Genomic DNA, 20,678 nt, shown 5'->3' on the forward strand with positions numbered 1-20,678 from the left:
GGGTTGAGGGCGTCACGGAGCCAATCCCCGAGGAGATTGACGGCGAGCACGAGGATCGCCAGCGTCATTCCCGGGAAAATCGAGATCCACCAGAGGCCAGAGAACAGGAAATCGTTACCGATCTGGATCAGCGTGCCGAGCGACGGCTCGGTCGGCGGCATGCCGACACCGAGGAAGGACAGGGTCGCTTCGGTCAGGATGGCGAAGGCCAGGCCGAGCGTGGCAATGACCAGCACCGGTCCCATCACGTTCGGCAGCACGTGCTTGATCATGATCAGGATCGGATGAAGACCGATAATCCGGGCCGCCTGGACATATTCCTTGTTCCGCTCCACCAGGGTAGAGCCGCGCACCGTACGGGCATATTGCACCCAGTTGGAAATGCCGATGGAAAGCACCAGCACCGGAATGATCATCGCGTCATGCTGCTCCCGGTCCAGAATGCCGCGCATGATCCCGTCGATCAGCAGGGCAATCAGGATGGTCGGGAAGGAAAGCTGGATATCGGCGATCCGCATGATGAGCGCATCGACCTTGCCGCCCATGTAACCGGCAACGAGACCGGCCGAGATGCCGATCACGGCGGACAGCACGACGCTGGCAAAACCGACCAGCAGCGAAATCCGCATGCCATAGAGGATGGTCGAATAGATATCGCGGCCAAGATTGTCCGTCCCGAGCAGGAACCGGGCATCGCCATCCTCGGTCCAGGCCGGGGGCAGTTCGGAATCCATCAGATCGATGGATGCCAGATCGGACGGGTTATGCGGTGCGATCACGCCGGCGAACACAGCCGACAGGATCAGAACCAGCGTAATCACCGCCGCCGCCACGGTCAGGGGGGAGTTCCGGAAGCTGTAGCTGAGCTCGTGATCCCAGATCCTGTAGAGCAGGCTTGGCTTCGACGCCGCGAGTTTGGGTGAGGTTGTGTCAGTCATCTCTCAGCCCTCAATGTCCGCTGCCGTGGCCTTCAACGCGCAAGCGCGGATCCACGACGTAATAAAGAATATCGACGACCAGATTCAGAACGACGAAGAGGAACGAAATCATCACCAGATAGGCGGACATGACGGGCAGGTCCACTTCCTGGATCGACTGCAGGAACAAACGTCCCATCCCCGGCCACTGGAACACACTCTCGGTGATGATCGCGAAGGCGATCAGGTTGCCGAGCAGCAGACCGGTCACCGTGATCACCGGCACCAGCGTGTTCTTCAGGGCATGGCCGAAATTAACCGCCCGGTTGGTCAGCCCCCGGGCCCGCGCGAACTTGATGTAGTCGGTGCGCAGCACTTCCAGCATCTCGGCGCGGATCAGGCGCATGATCAAGGTCAGGGTGAACAGGCCGAGGGTCAGGGCCGGCAGGATGATTGCCTTCAGCCCGCTGACCGTCAGCAGGCCCGTGGTCCATCCGCCAGGCAGCGTCACGACATCGCCGCGCCCGAAGGAGGGTAGCCAGCCAAGCACCACCGCGAAGAGATAGATGAACAGAATACCGATCAGGAAGGTCGGCACCGAAATCCCGATCAGCGACAGGGTCAGCATCGCCTTGCTGCTCCACCGGTTCCGGTAAAGCCCCGTATAGACGCCCGCGGGCAGTGCCAGCGCAAAGGCGATCACGGCGGAGACCACACTGAGTTCGATCGTTGCCGGCATCCGCTCCAGCAGCAGGTCGGTAACCGGCGACTTGTGCTGGTAGGACAGTCCGAAATCGAGCTGTGCCGCGTTTATGACGAACTTCCCGAAACGGATCACCATCGGATCGTTCAGGCCGAGACGCTCGCGCAGAGCTTCGCGCTCAGCCTGCGGCGTGTCGATCCCGACCATCTGGTTCACGGGGTCGCCGAGAAACTGGAACATGAAAAAAGCGACGAGGCCGACCACGAGCATCACAATGATGGACTGGGCCAGCCGACGAAGTATGAATGCGGCCATAAACGGTCACGCTTTCCGGCAGGTTAGCAAATCTCTCAAGGAAGTGCGGGCCAGTCTGACGACCGGCCCGCACCTTTATCGCCCGTGAATTAGTTCACTGTGACGTAGTAGAAGCGGAACTGGTTGTCAGCCCGCTGCTTCAGATCGATGTTGTCGCGCTTGCCCCAGGCGAGAGCCTGCTGGTGAAGCGGGATAAAGGCAACTTCGTCAGCGGCGATCTTGAATGCTTTCTCGATCAGCGCATCACGCTTTTCTTTATCCGTCTCGATTGCGACCTCATCAGCCAGCGCGTCGACTTCAGCATTGCTGTAGCCGGAGTAGTTGTACAGGCCACGGCCTTCCTTCGGCTTCGGGCTGCCAATGATATTGAACAGCACGTTCCAGGAATCGAAGCTGCTCGGGGTCCAGCCCAGCAGACCGAAGGAATAGTCGGAACCGCCCTTCGGAGCGATCGCCGCGAAATACTTCGCTTTCGGCTGCGCAACGAGAGTGGACTTGATGCCGACCTTGGCAAGCATGGACACGATGGCCTGACAGATCTGCTCGTCATTGACGTAGCGGTCGTTCGGGCAATCCATGCGGGTTTCGAAACCGTCCGGATAACCGGCTTCGGCCAGCAGGGCCTTTGCCTTGTCACGATCATACGGCAGACGGGTGAAGCCCTCGGAGCGGTCGAACAGCTTCGGGGAGATCATCAGAGCCGACGGATCGGACAGACCACGCATGATCTTCTTCTTGATCGCCTCGATATCGATCGCATGATACATCGCCTGGCGGACCTTGAGGTCCTTGAACGGGTTCTTGCCCTTGACGCTGGAATAGAGCAGCTCGTCGCGGAACTGGTCCATGAACAGGAAGATGGTCCGGAGTTCCGGGCCAACCAGCACGCTGGTGCCGTCATTCTTCTCAACCCGGCCGATATCCTGCACCGGAACCGGATAGACCATGTCGACTTCGCCCGAAAGCAGAGCCGCGACACGGGTCGCGTCCTGGCCGATCGGGGTCATGATGACTTCGGTCAGGTTGTGAACCGGCTTATCCCACCAGCCCTTGAACGGAACCATGACGGTCTTAACGTCGACCTGGCGTTCCGTGATCGTGAACGCGCCCGTGCCGTTCTCGTGGTGAGCGGCATAGCTCTCGACACCCTTGGACATGTTGGTCGGGGTGGCGGCGCCATTCGCCTCGGACCACTCCTTGTCCATCATGAACCAGGTATCCCATTCGTAATAGATGATGGGATTCGGCTTTTCGGTGACGAAATCGACGGTGTAGTCATCAACCTTGATGACCTCGGTAATACCGACAACGCGGCCGCGCAGGTTCGCGTCCTCATTGTTCGTCCGCTCGTAAGAGAACAGAACGTCGTCGGCATTGAAGTCGCCACCGTCGTGGAACTTCACGCCTTTACGCAGATGGAAGCGCCAGCGCGTCGGCTCGACGTTTTCCCAGCTGGTCGCAAGGGCCGGCTCGAACTGCAGATCCGGACCGCGGCGCACCAGACCTTCATAGATGTTTCCGAGGAAACCGAGAGTGAAGGTCACATTATGTGCATGCGGGTCGAGCGAAGTCGTGTCTGTCTGAAAGCCCCACTTAAAGGTCTTCGCCTCAGCGAAACCTCCGGAAGCGACAACAGCTGCCGCGACCGCAAGGGCGGTGAATGCTTTACGCATGGAAAGCTCCCCAATGATGCCTCTGTCGCGCCCGGTGCAGACCCTTCTTGATTGTCGGGATCGCGGCCAGGGCACGGCCCGGCGAAAACAATTGGCCGGGATTGATGCATAAAAGCCTCTCGTCCTGGTGGCGTCAATGACATTGATGTTCGCCAAACCCCTAGAAAAACCGCATGGAAACGTACAACGCGAAATTGCAGCGGCCGTGCTTTACCTATGCTTCAGTAAGCAGCAGCATGTGCCGGAATTCGGCATCACTATGATTTCTTTGTCGAACTGCTCATGGGCTTTTCAAGCCAAATTGGCATGCTATGCTGCATTCCAGTCCCCACGGCCTGTTCAGCGCCGTTCCCGAAGGAGAATCGTAATGACTTTTCAGCCGAATTCACCGGCGGCGCGTGACGTCGCATATGTGCTGCATCCCTACACGAACTTCGAGGCCCATGAAGAAAAGGGTCCGATGATCATTGACCGGGGTGAAGGCATCTATGTCTACGATGATTCCGGAAAGAAATATATCGAGGGCATGGCCGGCCTCTGGTCGACATCTCTGGGCTTCAATTCCGAGCGCCTGAAACAGGCTGCCATGAAGCAGTTCGACACCCTGCCCTACTATCATACCTTCGCGCACAAGGCGCATCTGCCGAGCATCGATCTGGCCGAGAAGCTGATCTCCAAGATGCCGGTGCCGATGTCCAAGGTGTTCTTCAACAATTCCGGCTCGGAAGCGAACGATACCGCGATCAAGATCGTCTGGTACTACAACAACGCTCTCGGCCGGCACCACAAGAAGAAGATCGTCGGCCGGGTGAACGGCTATCACGGCATCACCCTCGCCGCCGCCAGCCTGACCGGCCGCTCGATGAACCATCGCGGTTTCGACGCGCCGCTCGCCAACTTCATCCACACGGACGAGCCGCACCACTATTCCAAGTGCCTTCCGGGTGAGAGCGAAGAGGATTTCGCGACCCGGCTCGCCGAGAACCTCGAGAACCTGATCATCGAGGAAGGTCCGGACACGGTTGCCGCTTTCTGGGCGGAACCGGTCATGGGTGCCGGTGGCGTTATCGTCCCGCCGAAGACCTATTTCGAGAAGATCCAGAAGGTCCTCAACAAGTACGACATCCTGTTCGTTGCCGACGAAGTGATCTGCGGCTTTGGCCGGACCGGCAATTACTGGGGTTCCGAGACCTTTGACATGAAGCCGGACATTCTGGTCTGTGCGAAGGCCCTGTCCTCCAGCTACCTGCCGATCTCCGCGACCATCATCAACGACAAGGTCTACGAGCCGGTGAAGAAAGCCAGCGCCGAACTCGGTGCCTTCGGCCACGGCTACACCTATTCCGGCCATCCGGTCTGCGCCGCCGTCGCTCTCGAGACGATGAAGATCTACGACGAGGAAAACATCATCGAGAAGGTGCAGGGCGTTGCTCCGCATTTCCTGAAGGGCCTCCACTCCTTCGCCGACCACCCGCTGGTTGGCGAAACCCGTGGTGTCGGCCTGGTCGGTGCCATCCAGGTGATGCAGGACAAGGCCACGAAGAAGCCGTTCGAGGCTTCCGCCGGTGTCGGCCCGATGATCGCCAATCTGGCGACCGAGGAAGGCCTGATGCTGCGCGCCGTTGGTGACAGCATCGCCTTCTGCCCGCCGCTGATCATCACCGAGACGCAGATCGACGAAATGTTCGATTGTTTCCGGCGCGGCCTCGACCGTGCGCTCGATCATCTGCGCAAGGAAGGCCAGGCCGTCGCCTGACCTGACGCAAGACACGACAGAGAAAAGGGCCGGCGCATGCGCCGGCCCTTTTTGTTTGTTCTCTCCGTAAGATCCAGTCCGGCAGTAAGAACCAGTCCGGCTTAAGCGCGGATGAAGTCCAGAACATCGGTGTTGAACTGTGCCGCCTGCAACTGGGCGAGACCGTGCCCGCTGCCTTCGTAGATTTTCAGCTCCGCACCCTGCACAATTTCGGCTGCACGATGTGCCGAAGCCTCGATCGGCACGATCTGGTCGTCACTGCCATGGACGATCAGGGTCGGCCGCCGGATCGCTTTCAGGTCGGCCGTGTAATCCACTTCCGAGAATTCCCGGATACTGTCGTACTGCCCCTTGATACTGCCGGCCATGCCCTGAAGCCAGAAGCTGTCCCGCAGGCCCTGCACTTCCGCGACTCCGTCGCGGTTAAAGCCATAAAAGGGCACCGTCAGGTCCTGAAAGAACTGCGAGCGGTTCAAAGCCGTCCCCTCGCGAATTCCGTCGAAGACCTCAAGCGGGGTGCCGTTCGGATTATCGGCGGTCTTCAGCATCAGCGGCGGTACCGCGCCGACCAGCACGACTTTCGCAACCCGGTCATTCCCGTGCCGGCCGATATAATGCGAAACCTCGCCGCCGCCGGTCGAGTGCCCGATCAGGATGACATCCCGCAGATCCAGATGCTCGATCAGTTCCGCCAGATCGTCGGCATAACGGTCCATGTTGTTATTGTCCCAGGGCTGAGCCGAACGGCCGTGCCCCCGGCGATCATGGGCGATGACTCGATATCCGTTCAGGCCGAAGAAGAGCATCTGTGCGTCCCAGGCGTCCGACGACAAAGGCCAGCCGTGGGAAAACACAATCGGCTGTCCCTTGCCCCAGTCCTTGAAGAAAATGTCAACTCCGTCCGTTGTGGTGAAAGTGGTCATGGTGATGTCTCCAATCTTTGCAAATGCGGTTGCTGCTGCGGCCCGGGAAAGAAACGCCAGGCCAAGTCCGGAAAGTCCGCCCGCGATCAGCGCCTGACGGCGGGAAAGATGCAGGCCTTGGGGTATTGGGTTCATTCGCTAGGTCTTTCGCTTTAAAATTCGCCCGATTATATCGCGCACGACTTATTTGGATTCGACACACCCCAACGTCAAGAGGGAGCGATTAAATCGTGTGCGATTTTTTTAACTGACACTTATTTCAGGACGGACCGGAGACGCCTGTGAAGTGTCCATTGCGTCCCCTGAACAGGAGACGCCCTCCTAAAACAGATCCCTTAAACTAGAGAGAACACCCGGCAAGAGTGAGGACAGGGCAAACGGCCCTTCCGTTAAGCGTGTTAACAAGTTGGTATTTCACGCTGTTTTCGCATATCTTTGTCGTCAGCGTTTTGCATGTGGAGTTTCGATATGTCGGCACCCGACAATCCCGACGACAAGAAAGATCTCAACAAGTCTCCGAACGCGAACCAGCCGGAAACACCTTCTCCCGAAAAAACCGACGCCGAAGCGTCAGCGGAGAAAAAGCCGGCCGCCGCCAAACAAAAGCCAAAGCCAAAACCCGAACTGTCCGCGACGAAAGACCCTGCGGACAAACTCGCCGGGGAAAAACCCGCCTCTCCGCGCCAGGGCCCGCACTGGGGAAAGCGTGCGGCATTCGCGATTGCCGCCGTAATCGCAATTATTCTGATCGGCGGGCCTGCACTGTTCGCCTGGTGTCTGTCTGAAACATCGCGGCCGTTCGAAGCCGCCATTGCGCCGAATGGCGGTCCCGTTGCCTGTCCGGCCATCGCCGGGCATTTCGAGGATTGTTATCTTACCGAAGAGATCACTGTCTCCGCACCCGCCGCGTCCGCGAAAACCGGAATGGACAAGTTCTGCTGCGATGTGGTGGTCGAACGATCCCTGGCCGTCACAGCCGGGTACAAGGACGGATCCGGCACTCTGCCCCGAACGCTGAATGCGAATGACAGCACGCTGCCGCTTGATGACGGCGCGCGCCTTACCGGAAGCCCCGTTCTCCTGGCCGGCGGCGAGATCCCGCCGCGCACACTGAGCCTCTCCGCCAGACCTGAATTCTCCATGCCGCTGCTTGACTGGGCGGAAGGTCTTACCGGCGCCCCGACCGGGGTTTCCGTCGCGAAGCTGGTTGCCATGATAGCCCCGGACGCAACCGAAACCTCCCGTATCAGCAAAGACATTCCGCTGGCGGAAGACGGTACAATGGTGCGTATTTCCACCGGCGCCCCTGAATTCCAGCAAATCAGCATCCGGGCGCGGACATCCGCGACCCTGCTGTTTTCCGACATTCTGTCCAACGGCGTGAACGCCGCGCAAATTCTGACAGCCCCCGGCGCCTTGCCCCCCGGCACAAGCGGCTGGCTGATGCGCCGGATCGTTGCCGCCGGACCATCGGCCAGCGCCCGTATCCGGGCCGCCCACGAGACACTCCAATCGCAATCGGTTTCACGCCTTGATGCCAGTGAAGAAGCCGCCACCGCCCAGTGGGATGCAGGCCGGGCCTGCATCGCCTTCTATGCTGCGATGCGTCAGGATTTCAGCCGTTTCGATGCGGCCGTCGCAACGTATATCGCAGCCAGGCCAACCGGCCTTTTGACCGCCCTCTCGCCGGCGAACCAGCATGGCTGCTTCGATTCCGGTGCCACCGGACCTTCCGGGGAGCTTGCCGCCGACTGGCAGGCGCTGGATGCCCCCGTGGTCGATCTCGCCATGGCACCCGCGATCGAAACAAAAACGGAATCGAACGCGGCAAACCAGGATGTCGTCAAGAAACTGCTGCTGGACTTCGCCTCCGCCGCCAAGAGCGGCGCCCGGCTGCAGGATATCAAGGCGGCCATCAACGATCCTGTCGCCGTCCGCTTTGGCCGCAAGGGCCAGGCCGCATCCAGCTCACGCGAGTCCGTATTGCGCATGCTGCACCAGCAATGGGCCCATGTCGGGTGCTGGATCTACGCGCCGGTTTCCAACACGGGCGGCACCGCAATGCTGCTTGCCGAAGCGCAATATCCCTACCTTAACCGGATCGTTCTCGGGTTCGACGATGGCGGCCTCGTGGAAAGGGTCGAGGTGACCGGTGTCACATTCGACGATATTCTGCGCTTCAAGGCTGCCAATCGGGGCCGTGAGTGCCAGGAATTCCTGAATCCTGTCCGGCTTGCCGACTATCGGGACTGGTATGCGGACAACCCTGTGGGTACACCCACGCCATCAGACCATGCGGAACGGCTTTTCCATGAAGGTCTGATGCGGAAGTTTCAGCTCAACTAGACCACCGGTCCAAACATGCCCGATAAAGACCATCTCGTTCCGAACCTCGACGGCACGAGACGCGGCGGGTTGATATCCGCCATCGAGCTTTCGCGCGATGCGCCTGCAGTGCAGCCAGCCCTGCATATGCTGGACCGCTGGGAAAGCTGGACCGGACCCGGCCTTCCCCTGCGGTCACATTTCCCGCCGGAAAGTTTCGGCAAGCTGATGGGCCGCATTTCCCTGCTCGATCCCGTCAAAGACGGCACGGACTTCATCTACGGGCTCTATTCGGTCATCGCCGCCAACAAGGGCGGTATGGATTTTACCGGCATGCATGTCAGCGACATGCCTTATCCGGATTATGCCGCTGCCCTCATCCGGCAGCATCGGCAGTGCCTATCGTCAGGACAGCCAACCATTCACGAAAACCGTTTCATATGGCGCAACCGGACCTATGGCATTTGCTGTGTCCGCCTGCCGGTCCGCGACAAGACCGGCGGACCTGACATGCTGATGGCGATCGACCTGCATGCCGATCCGGACAAGCGACCGGCCCCGGCGGACTATATTCCAAACCTTTAAAAACCCGCCCGTCCCGCACCTGCGGTAAAAAGAACCCATCCGGCCTGTTCCAGCGGCGTCACGGCAGGTCGGGCCGGAACAACAGGGGCTGGACAGCTCCGATTACGGTCCGGATCATTCTGGCGAATCTTAGTCCTATGGGGGCAAGGCGATGAAAGGTTCCGCGAACGGCATGCGGGCACTGAGGGGCGGGGCTTCCCGCTACTCGATCTTCGCACTGGTGCGCAACGCGCTCAGCTATCACGAGAACTGGCAGAAGGCCTGGCGTTCGCCCGAGCCGAAGCCCGAGTACGACGTGATCATTGTCGGCGGCGGCGGCCATGGCCTGGCGACCGCCTACTACCTCGCCTCGGTGCACGGCATCCGGAATATCGCCGTGGTCGAAAAGGGCTGGATCGGCGGCGGCAATACCGGCCGGAACACCACCATCATCCGCTCCAACTATCTCTGGGACGAAAGCGCGGGGATCTACGAGCATGCGCTGAAGCTCTGGGAAGGCATGAGCCAGGAGCTGAATTTCAACGTCATGTTCTCCCAGCGCGGCGTCCTGACGCTGGCGCATTCGGAGCATGAGCTGAAGGAAATGCGCCGCCGGGTCGAGGCGATCCGCCTGAACGGCATCGACAGCGAGGTGATGAGCCCGGCCCAGATCAAGCAGCTGGTGCCGATCATCGATACCAATCCCGGCATTCGCTATCCGGTCATGGGCGGCTTCATCCAACGCCGTGGCGGCACAGCCCGGCATGATGCCGTGGCCTGGGGCTATGCCCGAGCGGCCGACGATCTCGGCGTCGACATCATCCAGAATTGCGAGGTCATCGGCATCCTGCGCGACGGCGGCAAGGTCACCGGCATCGAGACCAGCCGCGGCACCATCAAGGCGAAGAAGGTCGGCGTTGTCACCGCCGGTCATTCCTGTGTCGTCGCCTCCATGGCGGGCCTGAACCTGCCGATCGACTCCCGGCCCCTGCAGGCGCTCGTCTCCGAGCCGATCAAGCCCTGCATCGACACGGTCGTGATGTCGAACGCGGTGCATATGTATATCAGCCAGTCCGACAAGGGCGAGCTGGTGTTCGGCGCGGGTGTCGATAGCTACAATTCCTACAGCCAGCGCGGCAGCCTGCCCACGGTCGAAGGACTGCTAGCGGCGGCGGTCGAGCTGTACCCCATCGTCTCGCGCCTGCGCGTGCTGAGGACCTGGGGCGGTATCGTCGATACCTGCCCGGACGCCTCCCCGATCATTTCCAAGACCCCGGTCGACGGGCTCTATTTCAATTGCGGCTGGGGCACCGGCGGCTTCAAGGCAACGCCGGGTTCCGGCCATGTCTTCGCCGACCTGATCGCCAAGGATGCGCCGAATGCCATCGCCGCGCCGTTCAGCTTGAAACGGTTCGAAACCGGCTACCTGATCGACGAGCACGGCGCCGCCGGCGTCGCGCACTAGGGAGAGAAGACATGCTGCAGATCACCTGTCCCTGGTGCGGACCGCGCGACGACAACGAATTCCATTATGGCGGCGAGGCTCACATCCTGCGCCCGGCCGCGCCGGAAAAGCTGAGCGACGGGGAATGGGCCGAATACCTGTTCCTGAAGCAAAACGCCAAGGGCCCGTTCCTGGAGCGCTGGTCCCACAGCGCCGGCTGCCGGCAATGGTTCAACGTCGTGCGCAACACCGCTACCGACGAGATCATCGAGATCTACCCGATGGGGGAATTGCCGAAGAGCGCCGAGGGCATCAAGGCCTATGAAGGCAACTGGCGGCGCCAGAGTGCAGCTGAGAAGAACGCGAAAGCGGGAGTGTCGGGCACATGAGCGGGCAGTCTTTCCGGATCCGCGACAAGGGGCGGATCGACCGCTCCAAGCCGGTTCGCTTCACCTTCGACGGCAAGATCTACGAGGGCTATGAAGGCGACACCCTCGCCTCTGCCTTGATCGCAAACGGCATTCACCTGATCGGCCGCAGCTTCAAGTACCACCGCCCGCGCGGCATTCTTGCCGCCGGATCGGAAGAGCCGAACGCGCTGATCCAGCTCGGCACCGGCAACAAGTCGGAGCCGAACCTGCGGGCGACCCAGATCGAGATCTTCGACGGTCTGGAAGCCGCCAGCCAGAACCGCTGGCCGTGCCTGAAATTCGATATCGGCGCGATCAATTCGGTGTTCCACCGGCTTTTCCCGGCGGGCTTCTATTACAAGACCTTCATGTGGCCGGCCTCTCTCTGGCTGAAATACGAGCATGTCATCCGGCATGCCGCCGGTCTCGGCAAAGCGCCGCCGGACCGCGATCCGGACCGCTACGAGAAGGTCCATGCCCATGCCGATGTGCTGATTGTCGGCGGCGGTCCCGCTGGTCTCGCGGCAGCACTGGCAGCCGGCAAGACTGGCTCCCGGGTGATCCTGGCGGACGAGACGGCTGACTGGGGTGGCTCACTGCTGTCCGAAAGCGACTGCGAAATCGACGGCAAGGAGCCGGCCCGCTGGGTCGAGGAAACCGTCGCCGAGCTGGAAGCGATGCCGGAGGTCACTCTGGTCAAGCGCTGCACCATCACCGGTTATTACGATCACAATTATCTGACCGGCCTGGAGCGGGTCAGCGACCATCTCGGCGCCGCGCCGGAACATACCCCGCGCCAGCGGCTGTGGAAGATCCGGGCAAAACGCGTGGTGCTGGCGACCGGCGCCCTCGAACGGCCGCTTGTCTTCACGGACAATGACCGTCCGGGCGTCATGCTGTCCTCGGCTGTGCGCACATATGTCAACCGGTACGGCGTGCTGCCGGGCCGCAAGGCTGTGATCTTCACCAATAACGACGATGCCTACCGCACCGCCCTCGCCCTCGAAGAGGGACACGGTCGGGTCGCCGCCATCGTCGATGTCCGCGCATCCGTCACCGGCCCGCTGGCCGATGCGGTCCGGGCCAAGGGTATTACCGTCTACGAGAATCACGGCATCGTCTCGGTGCAGGGCACGCAGAAGGTGTCTGGTGTGGAGGTCATGCAACTTGATGCCGATGGAACCGGTGTCACCGGCACGGCCAAGTCGGTCAATTGCGACCTGATCGCCATGTCCGGCGGCTGGAACCCGACCGTTCATCTGTTCTCCCAGTCCAAGGGCAAGCTCACCTGGGACCCGGAGATGGCCGCGTTCATTCCCGGCACGGCAAGTCAGGCTCTGGCCAGCGCCGGTGCCTGCAACGGCACCATGGGTCTCGTCGACAGCCTTAAGGAAGGCCTCAAGCTCGGCGCCGAAGCCGCGCGCGAGGCTGGCCATAAAGGCCGCGCGCCCGCCGCACCGAAAGCCACCGAGCCGGAACAGGGCAGCCTGCGCCCACTCTGGATCGCGCCGGGCAAAGCCAGACTTGGCCGCAAGGGCAAGCATTTTGTCGATTTCCAGAACGATGTGACCGCCGCCGACGTGCAGCTCGCCGCCCGCGAGGGTTATCGGTCGGTCGAGCATCTGAAGCGCTACACCACCACCGGCATGGGCACGGATCAGGGCAAGACCTCCAACGTCAACGCGCTGGCCATCCTGTCGGACGTGCTCGCCGCCGAGATTCCCTCGGTCGGCACCACAACCTTCCGACCGCCCTACACGCCCGCCACCATCGGCGCCTATACGGGCCGGAATGTCGGCAAACTGTTCGAGCCGATCCGCAAGACCCGGATCGACGAATGGGCCCGGGCCAACGACGCAAAATTCGAGCATGTCGGCCAGTGGATGCGGGCCTGGTACTTCCCGAAGGCGGGCGAGACCTTCAGGCAGGCCATCGACCGCGAGGTAAAGGCCGTGCGCGACGGCGTTGGTATCCTCGACGCCTCGACCCTCGGCAAGATCGATATCCAGGGGCCAGATGCCGCCGAGTTCCTCAACCGCATCTATACCAATGCCTGGCTCAAGCTCGGTGTCGGGCGCTGCCGGTACGGGCTGATGCTGAAGGAAGACGGCATGGTCATGGATGACGGTGTGACCACCTGTATCGGCGAAAACCACTATCACATGACCACCACCACCGGTGGCGCGGCGAACGTGCTGTCCTGGCTGGAGGAATGGCACCAGACCGAATGGCCGGACCTGAAGGTCTTCTTCTCCAGCGTGACCGAACAATGGTCCGTGGTGGCGATCAACGGCCCGAAGAGCCGGGGCGTCATGCAGAAGCTCTGCACGGACGTCGATTTCTCCGCCGAGGCTTTCCCCTTCATGGCCATGAAGGAAGGCACCGTCGCGGGCATTCCGGCGCGGCTCTACCGGATTTCCTTCACCGGCGAGCTGTCCTTCGAGATCAACGTCCCGGCCCGCTATGGCCTCGCCCTCTGGGAAGCGCTGTTGGAGGCCGGCAAGGAATTCGACATCACGCCCTACGGCACCGAGACCATGCACGTGCTGCGCGCCGAGAAAGGCTTCATCATCGTCGGACAGGAAACCGACGGGACGGTGAACCCGCTCGATCTCGGCATGGACTGGATCGTCTCCAAGAAGAAACCGGACTTTGTCGGCAAGCGCTCCCTCGAGCGTGAGTCGATGGCTTCACCGGATCGCAAGCAACTGGTCGGCCTGTTGACGGAAGATCCGCAGACCGTGCTGCCGGAAGGCGGCCATGTGGTCGAAAAGCTGAAACCGCAGCCGCCGATGGAAATGCTCGGCCATGTCACGTCGAGCTACTACAGCCCGAATTGCGGCCGTTCCATCGCCATGGCCCTGATCAAGGGCGGCCATGCCCGGCACGGCCAGACCCTGCATGTCCCGCTTGAGGACAAGGTCGTGAAGGTCACGGTGACCGAACCCCGGTTCTTTGATCTGGAAGGAGAGCGGATCGATGGCTGATCTTGAAACCCTCACCGCCCGCACCGCGCTTGACCCGCTGGATATCGTCATCGGCGGCCCGTCGGATGCCGGTGTCACGCTGACAGAGATCCCGTACCAGACAAGACTGGTGCTGCGCGGCCAGCCGTCGGACAAGAAATTCACAGCCGCCGTCAAGAAAACGCTCGGTGTCGAGCCGCCGGCAAAGCCCGGCACCGTCGCCAGCTCGAAGACAGCCCGCGTGCTGTGGACTTCCCCAAACGAATGGATGGTCTATAGCGACGATACCGGCCTTGCCGCCACGCTGACGAAAGCCGTCGCCGGCCTGCATGCCGCCGTCACCGAGGTGACCGAGCATTACACGCTGATCCGGCTGTCCGGCAGGCATGCCCGCGATGTGATGATCAAGGGCTGCGCCATCGACCTGCATCCCCGCGAATTCGGCCCCGGCCAGTGCGTGCAGAGCCATCTCGGCCGGATCACGGTGCTGTTCGACCAGACCGACGAGACGCCGACCTACGACATTCTCGTCCGGGCCAGCTTCGCCGAATATCTCTGGATGTATCTGGAAGATGCCGGACTGGAATTCGGCGTCCGGATCGAGCCGCGCGGATAAGCGTTAAGCGGGCGGGAGCAGTGCCCCCGCCCGCGTTCCACTGACGATAATCAGATCAGCTGACCGCCGGATACCTCGAGCCGCTGCGCCGTCATCCAGCCGAAATCACCGGCCAGATAGCTGCTGACGGCACCGCCGATATCCTCCGGCTGCCCGACCCGGCCAAGCGCGATGGTCGAGGCGATATGCGCGTTCATCTCCGCATTGTCCCGCACCATGCCGCCACCGAAATCGGTCTCGATGGCACCGGGGGCGAGCACATTGACGGTGATCTGCCGCTCCGCCAATTCCTTCGCCAAATATGTGGTCAGCACCTCGATACCGCCCTTCATCGTGGCGTAGGCGGCGAAGCCCGGCAGGGCAAAACGGGCGAGGCCGGACGAGATGTTCAGGATACGGCCGCCATCCGCGATCATCGGGGCGAGCTTCTGCGTGAGGAAGAAGACGCCTTTCAGATGCACGTTCAGCATGGCGTCGAAATCCGCTTCCGTCGTCTCCGCGAAAGGTTTGAAAACGCCGGAGCCCGCATTGTTCACCAGGAAATCCAGTTGCTCCCGGCCCCATGTCTGTTTCAGCGCCACCGCGAGGCGGGAGGCGAAATCATCGAAGCCGCCGACCTCCGCCGTGTCGAGCTGCAGGGCAACGGCCGTGCCGCCCGCTTTGGCGATCGCGGCGACGGTCTCGTCGGCCGCCGCCTTGTCCGCACGATAGGTCAGGATGGTGTCGATACCCTTGGCGGCGAGGTGGATTGCGCTGTTCCGGCCAAGCCCCCGGCTGCCGCCGGTGAGCAGGGCGATTTTTCGGTCTGAGGTCATGCTCTGTCTCCAGAAATTCCTTGATGACCGGAAGGTAGGAGCACCGGGGCGGCCGCGCCTGCCGCTTTCTCCGAATGATCTGCCTGATTCTCCAAATTTAACGGTTTAGTGCATTGATCCCGGCGCCGGACTGACCCACCTTTACCCAATGCAGAAAGAAGCCCCGAACGATATCGCCCCCCTGATCACTGCCGTCACCGATTATGCGGACAGAGAGGGTGCGGGCGCCGCGCCGTGGCCGACCACGATCGACGGTCTGAACCTGGTCCGCAGCCGTCAGCCGACGATACTGGAACCCTGCTGTTATCAGCCGATCTTCTGCCTGGTTCTCCAGGGCGCGAAAAAGGCCTGCTTCGGCGACGCCGTGGTCACCTTCAACGCCGGGCAATCGCTGATCGTCAGCCATGATGTCGTCCTGAACAGCCGGATCGTGGAGGCCAGCCCGGCCGCGCCCTATGCCGCCCTCGCCCTTGCGCTGGATACCGGACTGCTGCGGGAGCTGGCGCGGGAGATCCGCACAGATGCACCATCGCCGGATGGCAGCGGCCGGACAATTGCCGCGGGCCGGACACCGCCCGAGATCGAAAATGCCATGGCCCGCCTGTTCGCCCTGACGGACAAGCCGGAAGCCGCCGCCATTCTGGCGCCCCTGATCAAGCGCGAGATCCATTATTGGCTGCTGACGGCGGAGCACGGCTCCATGGTCCGGCTGCTCGCCCGCTCGGAAAGTCACGCCAGCCGGATTGCGGAGGCTATCGCCCTGATCCGCCGGGATATCACCGCCCCGCTGAAAGTCGCCGCCCTGGCCGACGCCGCCGGGATGAGCCCGTCCTCCTTCCACGCGCATTTCAAAGCCATCACACAGATGGCCCCGCTGCAATTCCAGAAGCAGCTTCGCCTGCTGGAAGCGCGGCGGCTGGTCTATGGCGGGACTCTCTCCGTCTCGGAGACGGCCTTCGCCGTCGGTTATGAAAGCCCGACCCAGTTCAGCCGTGACTACAGCCGCCGGTTCGGCGTCAGCCCGAGCCGGGACGTCGCCCCCACCACGCTCACCACGCCAACAACAATCGCAGCCGAATAGACCCGGACAGGAGCCCCGCCATGCGTTTTGCCGTCATTGCCGACATTCACGGGAACAGTTTCGCGCTGGAGGCGGTGATCGCCGATATCCAGGCTTCTGGCATCACGGATGTCGTCAATCTGGGCGATCATTTCAGCAGCCCACTGGATGCGGCCGGTACGGCGTCCCTGCTGGCCGGGCTGAACGCGTCGGCCAGTATCGCCGGCAATCACGACCGCTGGCTGGTCGAACAGGCGCCGGAAGAAATGGGCTTCTCCGACCGCTGCGCGCATGACCAGCTCACACCGGAGACATTTGGCTGGCTGCGGCAATTGCCGCAGCATCTGGTCTGGCGGGACGAGATTTTCCTCTGCCACGGCACGCCGCAGGACGACAATACCTACTGGCTGGAGCAGATCGCCGGAGACAGCGTCACACTGGCACCGCGCGATCTGATCGAGGAACGCGGCAAGGGCATCCCGCAATCCCTCATCCTGTGCGCCCACACCCATATCCCGCGCAGTGTGATGACGGGCGACGGCAGGCTGATCGTCAATCCGGGTTCTGTCGGCTGCCCCGCCTATATCGACACCGAGCCGACCCCGCACCGGGTCCAGGCCGGCACACCGGACGCCTGCTATGCGATTATCGAGAAGCGGAGCACCGGCTGGTCGGTCAATCACCGCCACGTGCCCTACAACAAGGAAGCCGCCGTGAAGCTGGCGGCCGATCTCGGCCGCGCCTCATGGGCGGAAGGCCTCGACAGCGGCTGGATCAGCGACGCAACCTTCGCGGCCACCGTAAAAGGCTGAAGAAACCGGGCTAGTCGCTGCCTTCGGTCTCGATCTTCAGCGGCTCGCCGCAATGCTTGCAATGAACCGCATCCTCCTCATGCCGGTTCAGGCCGCATGACGGACAGGTATAGGACACCTTTCGCGGCCGGAAAATCACCTGGGCCAGCCGCAGGAACAGGGTCACCCCAACGACCATGATGACAATCGCGAGCAGCCGCCCGGTCGTTCCGGTCAGCACGATATCGCCAAACCCGGTTGTGGTCAGCGCCGAGACGGTGAAATAGAGCGCGGCAATGAAGTCCTCGATCCCCGGATTGGCGCCGAACTGCAGCACGAAAACCAGCGACGTCACGAAAAAGACGAACACGCCGAGATTGACCGAGCCAAGGATGATCTCCTCGTTCCGGCGGAAAAACGGGGTCTCCGACCGAAGGTCCCGCAGCACGTGGTAGGAATGCAGCAGCCGAAGCGCCCTGAGGATGCGTATGAAGGCAAAGCTCTGGCTGAAGATCGGCGCCAGCAGCAATGACAGGATCACGAAAATATCCGCGATCGTGTAGATTTGCCGCAGCATGCGGACCTTGTGCGGGGCGATCCAGAGCCGGGCCATGAAATCGGCGAAAATCAGCAAGCCGACGACAATATCGATCAGGAATATCGTGGTCGACGGGGTCATGGGGATCGTGGCGATAAAGAAGGCGATCGTGCAGACATCAAACACGATGAGCGCATAGCGGAACAGCTCCGCCCTGCGGCTCCGTCCGGTGTAAAGAAGCTCCAGCCTTTTCTTCAGATTCTCCTCAGCCATGGATTTGACTTTTCGCCCCCATCCGCGCGCATCTCATTGGCGTCATTCCCCGGCGTGTTCTCGCGCCTTCGGGACGATCTTCGGCCAATTCTCATTCGCCGGATCCGGCAAACCGGACCCGATCCTGTCAAAACCCATATCATACTGGACTGAAAACAAAACGCCGCAGATGGCGACACTCAACATTGAGCGCCGCCGTCCCGATTGGGCGGAAGGTCTCGCCACCGGATGGTTCAGCGACCTCCCGCCACAATAGGGGAACCTGATCAGGCTTATTTTTTGATCAGGCCTTCCGCCTGCAATGCCGCCTGCACGGACGGACGCTCGGAAACCCGCGCCATATAGGCCATCAGGTTCGGCCGCTCGCCCAGACCGAGACCGGTCGGCTTGGTCCAGTTGGCGACGGTGAAGAGGTAGGCGTCTGCGATGGAGAAATCGTCGCCGAGGAGGAACGCCCGGCCGTCGGAAAGCTCTGCTTCCACATCGTCCAGGCGCAGCGCGACTTTCTTGCGTGCCGCTTCCTTCTCATCCTCGGTTGAGTCTTTTTTGAACAGCGGGCTGAAGGACTTGTGCAACTCCGTGCCGACGAAGTTGATTTGTGCCTGCAGCCGGGCGCGCGCGATGCTCCCCAGGGCTGGAGACAGTTGCTTTTTATCTGAATTATCAGCGAGATACTGCATGATGGCCGCGCCTTCGGTCAGCACTTCGCCATCATCAAGCTGCAGGGCCGGAACATAGCCTTTATTGTGCACCTGCCTGAAATCGGCACCGGTCTCCGTTTTCTTCGTGGCTCCGTCGACCTTCTCTATATCGAAAGTCGCCCCAGTTTCATGCAGCACGATATGGGATGCGAGAGAGCAGGCGCCCGGCATGTAATAAAGCTTCATTATCTTGATCTCCTGTTGATGAAAGGTCCGCCAGACCGCGCCGCATCGCGGCATGAAAAGTGAAATGGTCTGGCGGAAAAACGTCCGGCATCGCTCACGCGGCGCGGACGGATTCGAGGTCGCCGATCAGGTCATCCATCAGTGCGATGGCCGAGCGGTGTTTCAGGTTCGGCGCGGACTGTCCGGCATAGAGCGAGACCAGATCCTCCCGCCCCGCCTTCAGCGCCGCAGCCTTGATCGCACCGAAGAACCAGCTCTGCACCGGGAACGGCGGCAACTCGGTCTCGCGGGCCGCCATCTCGCTGACCCAGCGGTTCCGGATCCCCCGGGCCAGCCGCCCGGTATAGGAGCGGGTGAGCGCGGTCTCCCGCGCCGCAGCGGTGAAAAGCATGTCCCGATGCGCCTGGTTGGTGCCGGATTCGGTGCAGGCAAGGAAAGCGGTGCCGATCTGCGCCGCACCCGCCCCAAGTGTCAGCGCCGCACGGACACCGCGTCCGTCAACAATGCCGCCGGCAGCGATCACCGGCGCCGCGACATGGGCTGCCGCAACCTGAACCAGAGAGAAGGTTCCAGTCAGGCTTTCCTCCGCGGATTTCAGGAAGGAGACCCGATGCCCGCCGGCCTCAAGGCCCGTGGCGACGATCAGGTCTACCCCGGCCGCGTCCAGCGCTTCGGCCTCTGCCAGCGTGGTGGCGGCGCCCATGGTCCGGATACCGAGACGGCGGCATTCCTCCAGGATCTTCTGCGAGGGGATACCAAAAACAAAACTGAACACCGGAGGGCGCGCTTCCAGCAGCGCTTCGATCTGATCGTCGAAGCGGTGGTGGAAACGGTCCGGCGGAGTAGGTTTGGCCAGCCCGAGTTCCTCGAAATACGGCGCGAAGACCGGATAGAGTCGCTCGAACGCCTCGTCGCTCAGATGCTCCCCACCCGGATCATGGTCCGAGACCCAGAGATTGAGCGCGAACGGCGCGCTGGTCGCGCTTGCAAGCTCATGTGTGAGAGCCCCGATATCCTCCGGCGCCGTGATGTGCGCACCGTAGGATCCGAGCCCGCCCCTGTTGGAGACCGTGGCCGCCAGCGCGACAGTCGACAAACCGCCGCCGAACGGGCCCTGAATGATCGGGTGCCTGATGCCCAGACGTGCAATGGCGTCCTGATTCTCTGTCATACTGCGCTCCTCCTGCTGCAATGACGCCGCCATGTAGAAACACTGAATTACCTTTGTAAATGAAGTATCCTTTGGTAACTTCATTATCGGGTAACCGGGCGGTAACCCGTCTCGCCAGAAACTGCCGCCGGAGTGCACATGGCCCTGAAAATGCGCAAGAGCAAGGTTGATCCGCCGCCCGGCGGGTGTCCGCTCAGCACATGCCTGAACCTGATTTCCGGCACCTGGGCGCCAAACATCATCTGGTATCTGAGCGAGGCGCCGCGCCGGTTCAGCGAACTGAAAGCGGATATTCCCGGCATCTCCGCCAAGATGCTGACGACCCGGCTGAAGGAGCTGCAGGATTCCGGCGTCATCACCCGGACGGTACTCCCGACCTCTCCCCCCTCCGTCGAATATGCGCTGACCGATCTCGGCTTTGAGCTGGTCCCGGCGATCAACGCAATCGTCGCAGTCGGCCACAAGCTGAAGTCCCGGCAGAGCCAAGGCAGGGTGAACCAGGCCGCCGAATGATCGCCGCTTGCCGCCCGG

Annotated in this window: 18 protein-coding genes; 10 read left to right on the top strand and 8 right to left on the bottom strand. The window is 61.7% G+C overall.

All coding sequences use genetic code 11. The annotated features are described in order from the left end of the window. The 3 genes from AAC126_RS08110 to AAC126_RS08120 all read right to left on the bottom strand — a co-directional run. Positions 1 to 938 (bottom strand): ABC transporter permease (locus tag AAC126_RS08110; protein ID WP_339851977.1); only part of this gene is annotated, 938 nt, incomplete at its 3' end. A 10-nt stretch (positions 939 to 948) separates the two neighbouring features. Then, positions 949 to 1,935 (bottom strand): ABC transporter permease, encoded by a 987-nt coding sequence (locus tag AAC126_RS08115; RefSeq protein WP_339851980.1) that lies wholly within the window; start codon positions 1,933 to 1,935, stop codon positions 949 to 951. An 89-nt stretch (positions 1,936 to 2,024) separates the two neighbouring features. Continuing rightward, complete coding sequence (locus AAC126_RS08120; RefSeq protein WP_339851982.1) at positions 2,025 to 3,608, bottom strand: ABC transporter substrate-binding protein; 1,584 nt, start codon at positions 3,606 to 3,608, stop codon at positions 2,025 to 2,027. Between the two features lie 367 nt (positions 3,609 to 3,975). Here AAC126_RS08120 and AAC126_RS08125 point away from each other — a divergent pair, with 367 nt between their 5' ends. Beyond that, positions 3,976 to 5,364, top strand: a complete 1,389-nt coding sequence (locus AAC126_RS08125; protein ID WP_339851984.1) for an aspartate aminotransferase family protein — start codon at positions 3,976 to 3,978, stop codon at positions 5,362 to 5,364. Positions 5,365 to 5,465: 101 nt separating this feature from the next. On the opposite strand, the gene AAC126_RS08130 is transcribed toward AAC126_RS08125, so the two are convergent. Continuing rightward, positions 5,466 to 6,422 carry an alpha/beta hydrolase gene (locus AAC126_RS08130; RefSeq protein ID WP_339851986.1) on the bottom strand — a complete coding sequence of 319 codons (957 nt, stop codon included), beginning with the start codon at positions 6,420 to 6,422 and terminating at the stop codon, positions 5,466 to 5,468. 333 nt (positions 6,423 to 6,755) lie between these two features. On the opposite strand from AAC126_RS08130, the gene AAC126_RS08135 reads away from it, so the two are divergent. The 6 genes from AAC126_RS08135 to AAC126_RS08160 all read left to right on the top strand — a co-directional run bounded on the left by AAC126_RS08135 (position 6,756) and on the right by AAC126_RS08160 (position 14,612). Beyond that, the gene (locus AAC126_RS08135) at positions 6,756 to 8,633 is read left to right on the top strand and encodes a hypothetical protein (RefSeq protein ID WP_339851988.1); all 1,878 of its coding nucleotides are present in this window, start codon (positions 6,756 to 6,758) and stop codon (positions 8,631 to 8,633) included. A 15-nt stretch (positions 8,634 to 8,648) separates the two neighbouring features. Then, positions 8,649 to 9,197, top strand: a complete 549-nt coding sequence (locus AAC126_RS08140; protein ID WP_339851991.1) for a hypothetical protein — start codon at positions 8,649 to 8,651, stop codon at positions 9,195 to 9,197. A gap of 172 nt (positions 9,198 to 9,369) precedes the next feature. Further along, entirely contained in the window at positions 9,370 to 10,641 is a 1,272-nt protein-coding gene (locus AAC126_RS08145; protein ID WP_339852066.1) for a sarcosine oxidase subunit beta family protein, read from the top strand. A gap of 11 nt (positions 10,642 to 10,652) precedes the next feature. Next, positions 10,653 to 11,009, top strand: coding sequence for a sarcosine oxidase subunit delta (locus AAC126_RS08150; protein WP_339851994.1), 357 nt, complete (start codon positions 10,653 to 10,655; stop codon positions 11,007 to 11,009). Next, the gene (locus tag AAC126_RS08155; RefSeq protein ID WP_339851997.1) at positions 11,006 to 14,017 is read left to right on the top strand and encodes a sarcosine oxidase subunit alpha; all 3,012 of its coding nucleotides are present in this window, start codon (positions 11,006 to 11,008) and stop codon (positions 14,015 to 14,017) included. The genes AAC126_RS08150 and AAC126_RS08155 overlap by 4 nt, the downstream gene beginning before the upstream one ends. Beyond that, on the top strand, positions 14,010 to 14,612 hold the full coding sequence (locus AAC126_RS08160) for a sarcosine oxidase subunit gamma family protein (RefSeq protein WP_339851999.1): 603 nt from the start codon (positions 14,010 to 14,012) through the stop codon (positions 14,610 to 14,612). Before AAC126_RS08155 ends, AAC126_RS08160 begins: the two co-directional genes overlap by 8 nt. 50 nt (positions 14,613 to 14,662) lie before the next feature. Here the strand turns inward: AAC126_RS08160 and AAC126_RS08165 are convergent, their stop codons facing one another. Further along, positions 14,663 to 15,427, bottom strand: a complete 765-nt coding sequence (locus AAC126_RS08165) for an SDR family oxidoreductase (RefSeq protein ID WP_339852001.1) — start codon at positions 15,425 to 15,427, stop codon at positions 14,663 to 14,665. Between the two features lie 148 nt (positions 15,428 to 15,575). Here AAC126_RS08165 and AAC126_RS08170 point away from each other — a divergent pair, with 148 nt between their 5' ends. Together AAC126_RS08170 and AAC126_RS08175 are read left to right on the top strand one after the other, a co-directional pair. Beyond that, entirely contained in the window at positions 15,576 to 16,508 is a 933-nt protein-coding gene (locus tag AAC126_RS08170; protein ID WP_339852003.1) for an AraC family transcriptional regulator, read from the top strand. A gap of 20 nt (positions 16,509 to 16,528) precedes the next feature. Next, positions 16,529 to 17,299, top strand: a complete 771-nt coding sequence (locus AAC126_RS08175; protein ID WP_339852005.1) for a metallophosphoesterase family protein — start codon at positions 16,529 to 16,531, stop codon at positions 17,297 to 17,299. 10 nt (positions 17,300 to 17,309) lie between these two features. Here the strand turns inward: AAC126_RS08175 and AAC126_RS08180 are convergent, their stop codons facing one another. The 3 genes from AAC126_RS08180 to AAC126_RS08190 all read right to left on the bottom strand — a co-directional run bounded on the left by AAC126_RS08180 (position 17,310) and on the right by AAC126_RS08190 (position 20,147). Further along, complete coding sequence (locus AAC126_RS08180) at positions 17,310 to 18,089, bottom strand: ion channel (protein WP_339852007.1); 780 nt, start codon at positions 18,087 to 18,089, stop codon at positions 17,310 to 17,312. 272 nt (positions 18,090 to 18,361) lie between these two features. Then, complete coding sequence (gene gstA, locus AAC126_RS08185) at positions 18,362 to 18,976, bottom strand: glutathione transferase GstA (RefSeq protein WP_339852008.1); 615 nt, start codon at positions 18,974 to 18,976, stop codon at positions 18,362 to 18,364. Between the two features lie 94 nt (positions 18,977 to 19,070). Further along, entirely contained in the window at positions 19,071 to 20,147 is a 1,077-nt protein-coding gene (locus tag AAC126_RS08190; protein WP_339852011.1) for a nitronate monooxygenase, read from the bottom strand. 138 nt (positions 20,148 to 20,285) lie between these two features. Between AAC126_RS08190 and AAC126_RS08195 the strand changes: the two genes are divergently transcribed. Next, entirely contained in the window at positions 20,286 to 20,660 is a 375-nt protein-coding gene (locus tag AAC126_RS08195) for a helix-turn-helix domain-containing protein (RefSeq protein ID WP_339852014.1), read from the top strand. Positions 20,661 to 20,678: the final 18 nt, after the last annotated feature.

It is taken from the genome of uncultured Nisaea sp., assembly GCF_963974195.1.
Lineage (GTDB): Bacteria > Pseudomonadota > Alphaproteobacteria > Thalassobaculales > Thalassobaculaceae > Nisaea.

Excerpts from the sequence above, each read along its gene's own strand:
- AAC126_RS08145 (WP_339852066.1), top strand. The coding sequence starts at position 9,370 with ATGCGGGCACTGAGGGGCGGGGCTTCCCGCTACTCGATCTTCGCACTG.
- AAC126_RS08170 (WP_339852003.1), top strand. The coding sequence starts at position 15,576 with ATGCAGAAAGAAGCCCCGAACGATATCGCCCCCCTGATCACTGCCGTC.
- AAC126_RS08190 (WP_339852011.1), bottom strand. The coding sequence starts at position 20,147 with ATGACAGAGAATCAGGACGCCATTGCACGTCTGGGCATCAGGCACCCG.
- AAC126_RS08135 (WP_339851988.1), top strand. The coding sequence starts at position 6,756 with ATGTCGGCACCCGACAATCCCGACGACAAGAAAGATCTCAACAAGTCT.
- AAC126_RS08180 (WP_339852007.1), bottom strand. The coding sequence starts at position 18,089 with ATGGCTGAGGAGAATCTGAAGAAAAGGCTGGAGCTTCTTTACACCGGA.
- AAC126_RS08120 (WP_339851982.1), bottom strand. The coding sequence starts at position 3,608 with ATGCGTAAAGCATTCACCGCCCTTGCGGTCGCGGCAGCTGTTGTCGCT.
- AAC126_RS08155 (WP_339851997.1), top strand. The coding sequence starts at position 11,006 with ATGAGCGGGCAGTCTTTCCGGATCCGCGACAAGGGGCGGATCGACCGC.
- AAC126_RS08150 (WP_339851994.1), top strand. The coding sequence starts at position 10,653 with ATGCTGCAGATCACCTGTCCCTGGTGCGGACCGCGCGACGACAACGAA.
- AAC126_RS08125 (WP_339851984.1), top strand. The coding sequence starts at position 3,976 with ATGACTTTTCAGCCGAATTCACCGGCGGCGCGTGACGTCGCATATGTG.
- AAC126_RS08140 (WP_339851991.1), top strand. The coding sequence starts at position 8,649 with ATGCCCGATAAAGACCATCTCGTTCCGAACCTCGACGGCACGAGACGC.
- AAC126_RS08165 (WP_339852001.1), bottom strand. The coding sequence starts at position 15,427 with ATGACCTCAGACCGAAAAATCGCCCTGCTCACCGGCGGCAGCCGGGGG.
- AAC126_RS08130 (WP_339851986.1), bottom strand. The coding sequence starts at position 6,422 with ATGAACCCAATACCCCAAGGCCTGCATCTTTCCCGCCGTCAGGCGCTG.
- AAC126_RS08175 (WP_339852005.1), top strand. The coding sequence starts at position 16,529 with ATGCGTTTTGCCGTCATTGCCGACATTCACGGGAACAGTTTCGCGCTG.
- AAC126_RS08160 (WP_339851999.1), top strand. The coding sequence starts at position 14,010 with ATGGCTGATCTTGAAACCCTCACCGCCCGCACCGCGCTTGACCCGCTG.
- AAC126_RS08195 (WP_339852014.1), top strand. The coding sequence starts at position 20,286 with ATGGCCCTGAAAATGCGCAAGAGCAAGGTTGATCCGCCGCCCGGCGGG.
- gstA (WP_339852008.1), bottom strand. The coding sequence starts at position 18,976 with ATGAAGCTTTATTACATGCCGGGCGCCTGCTCTCTCGCATCCCATATC.
- AAC126_RS08115 (WP_339851980.1), bottom strand. The coding sequence starts at position 1,935 with ATGGCCGCATTCATACTTCGTCGGCTGGCCCAGTCCATCATTGTGATG.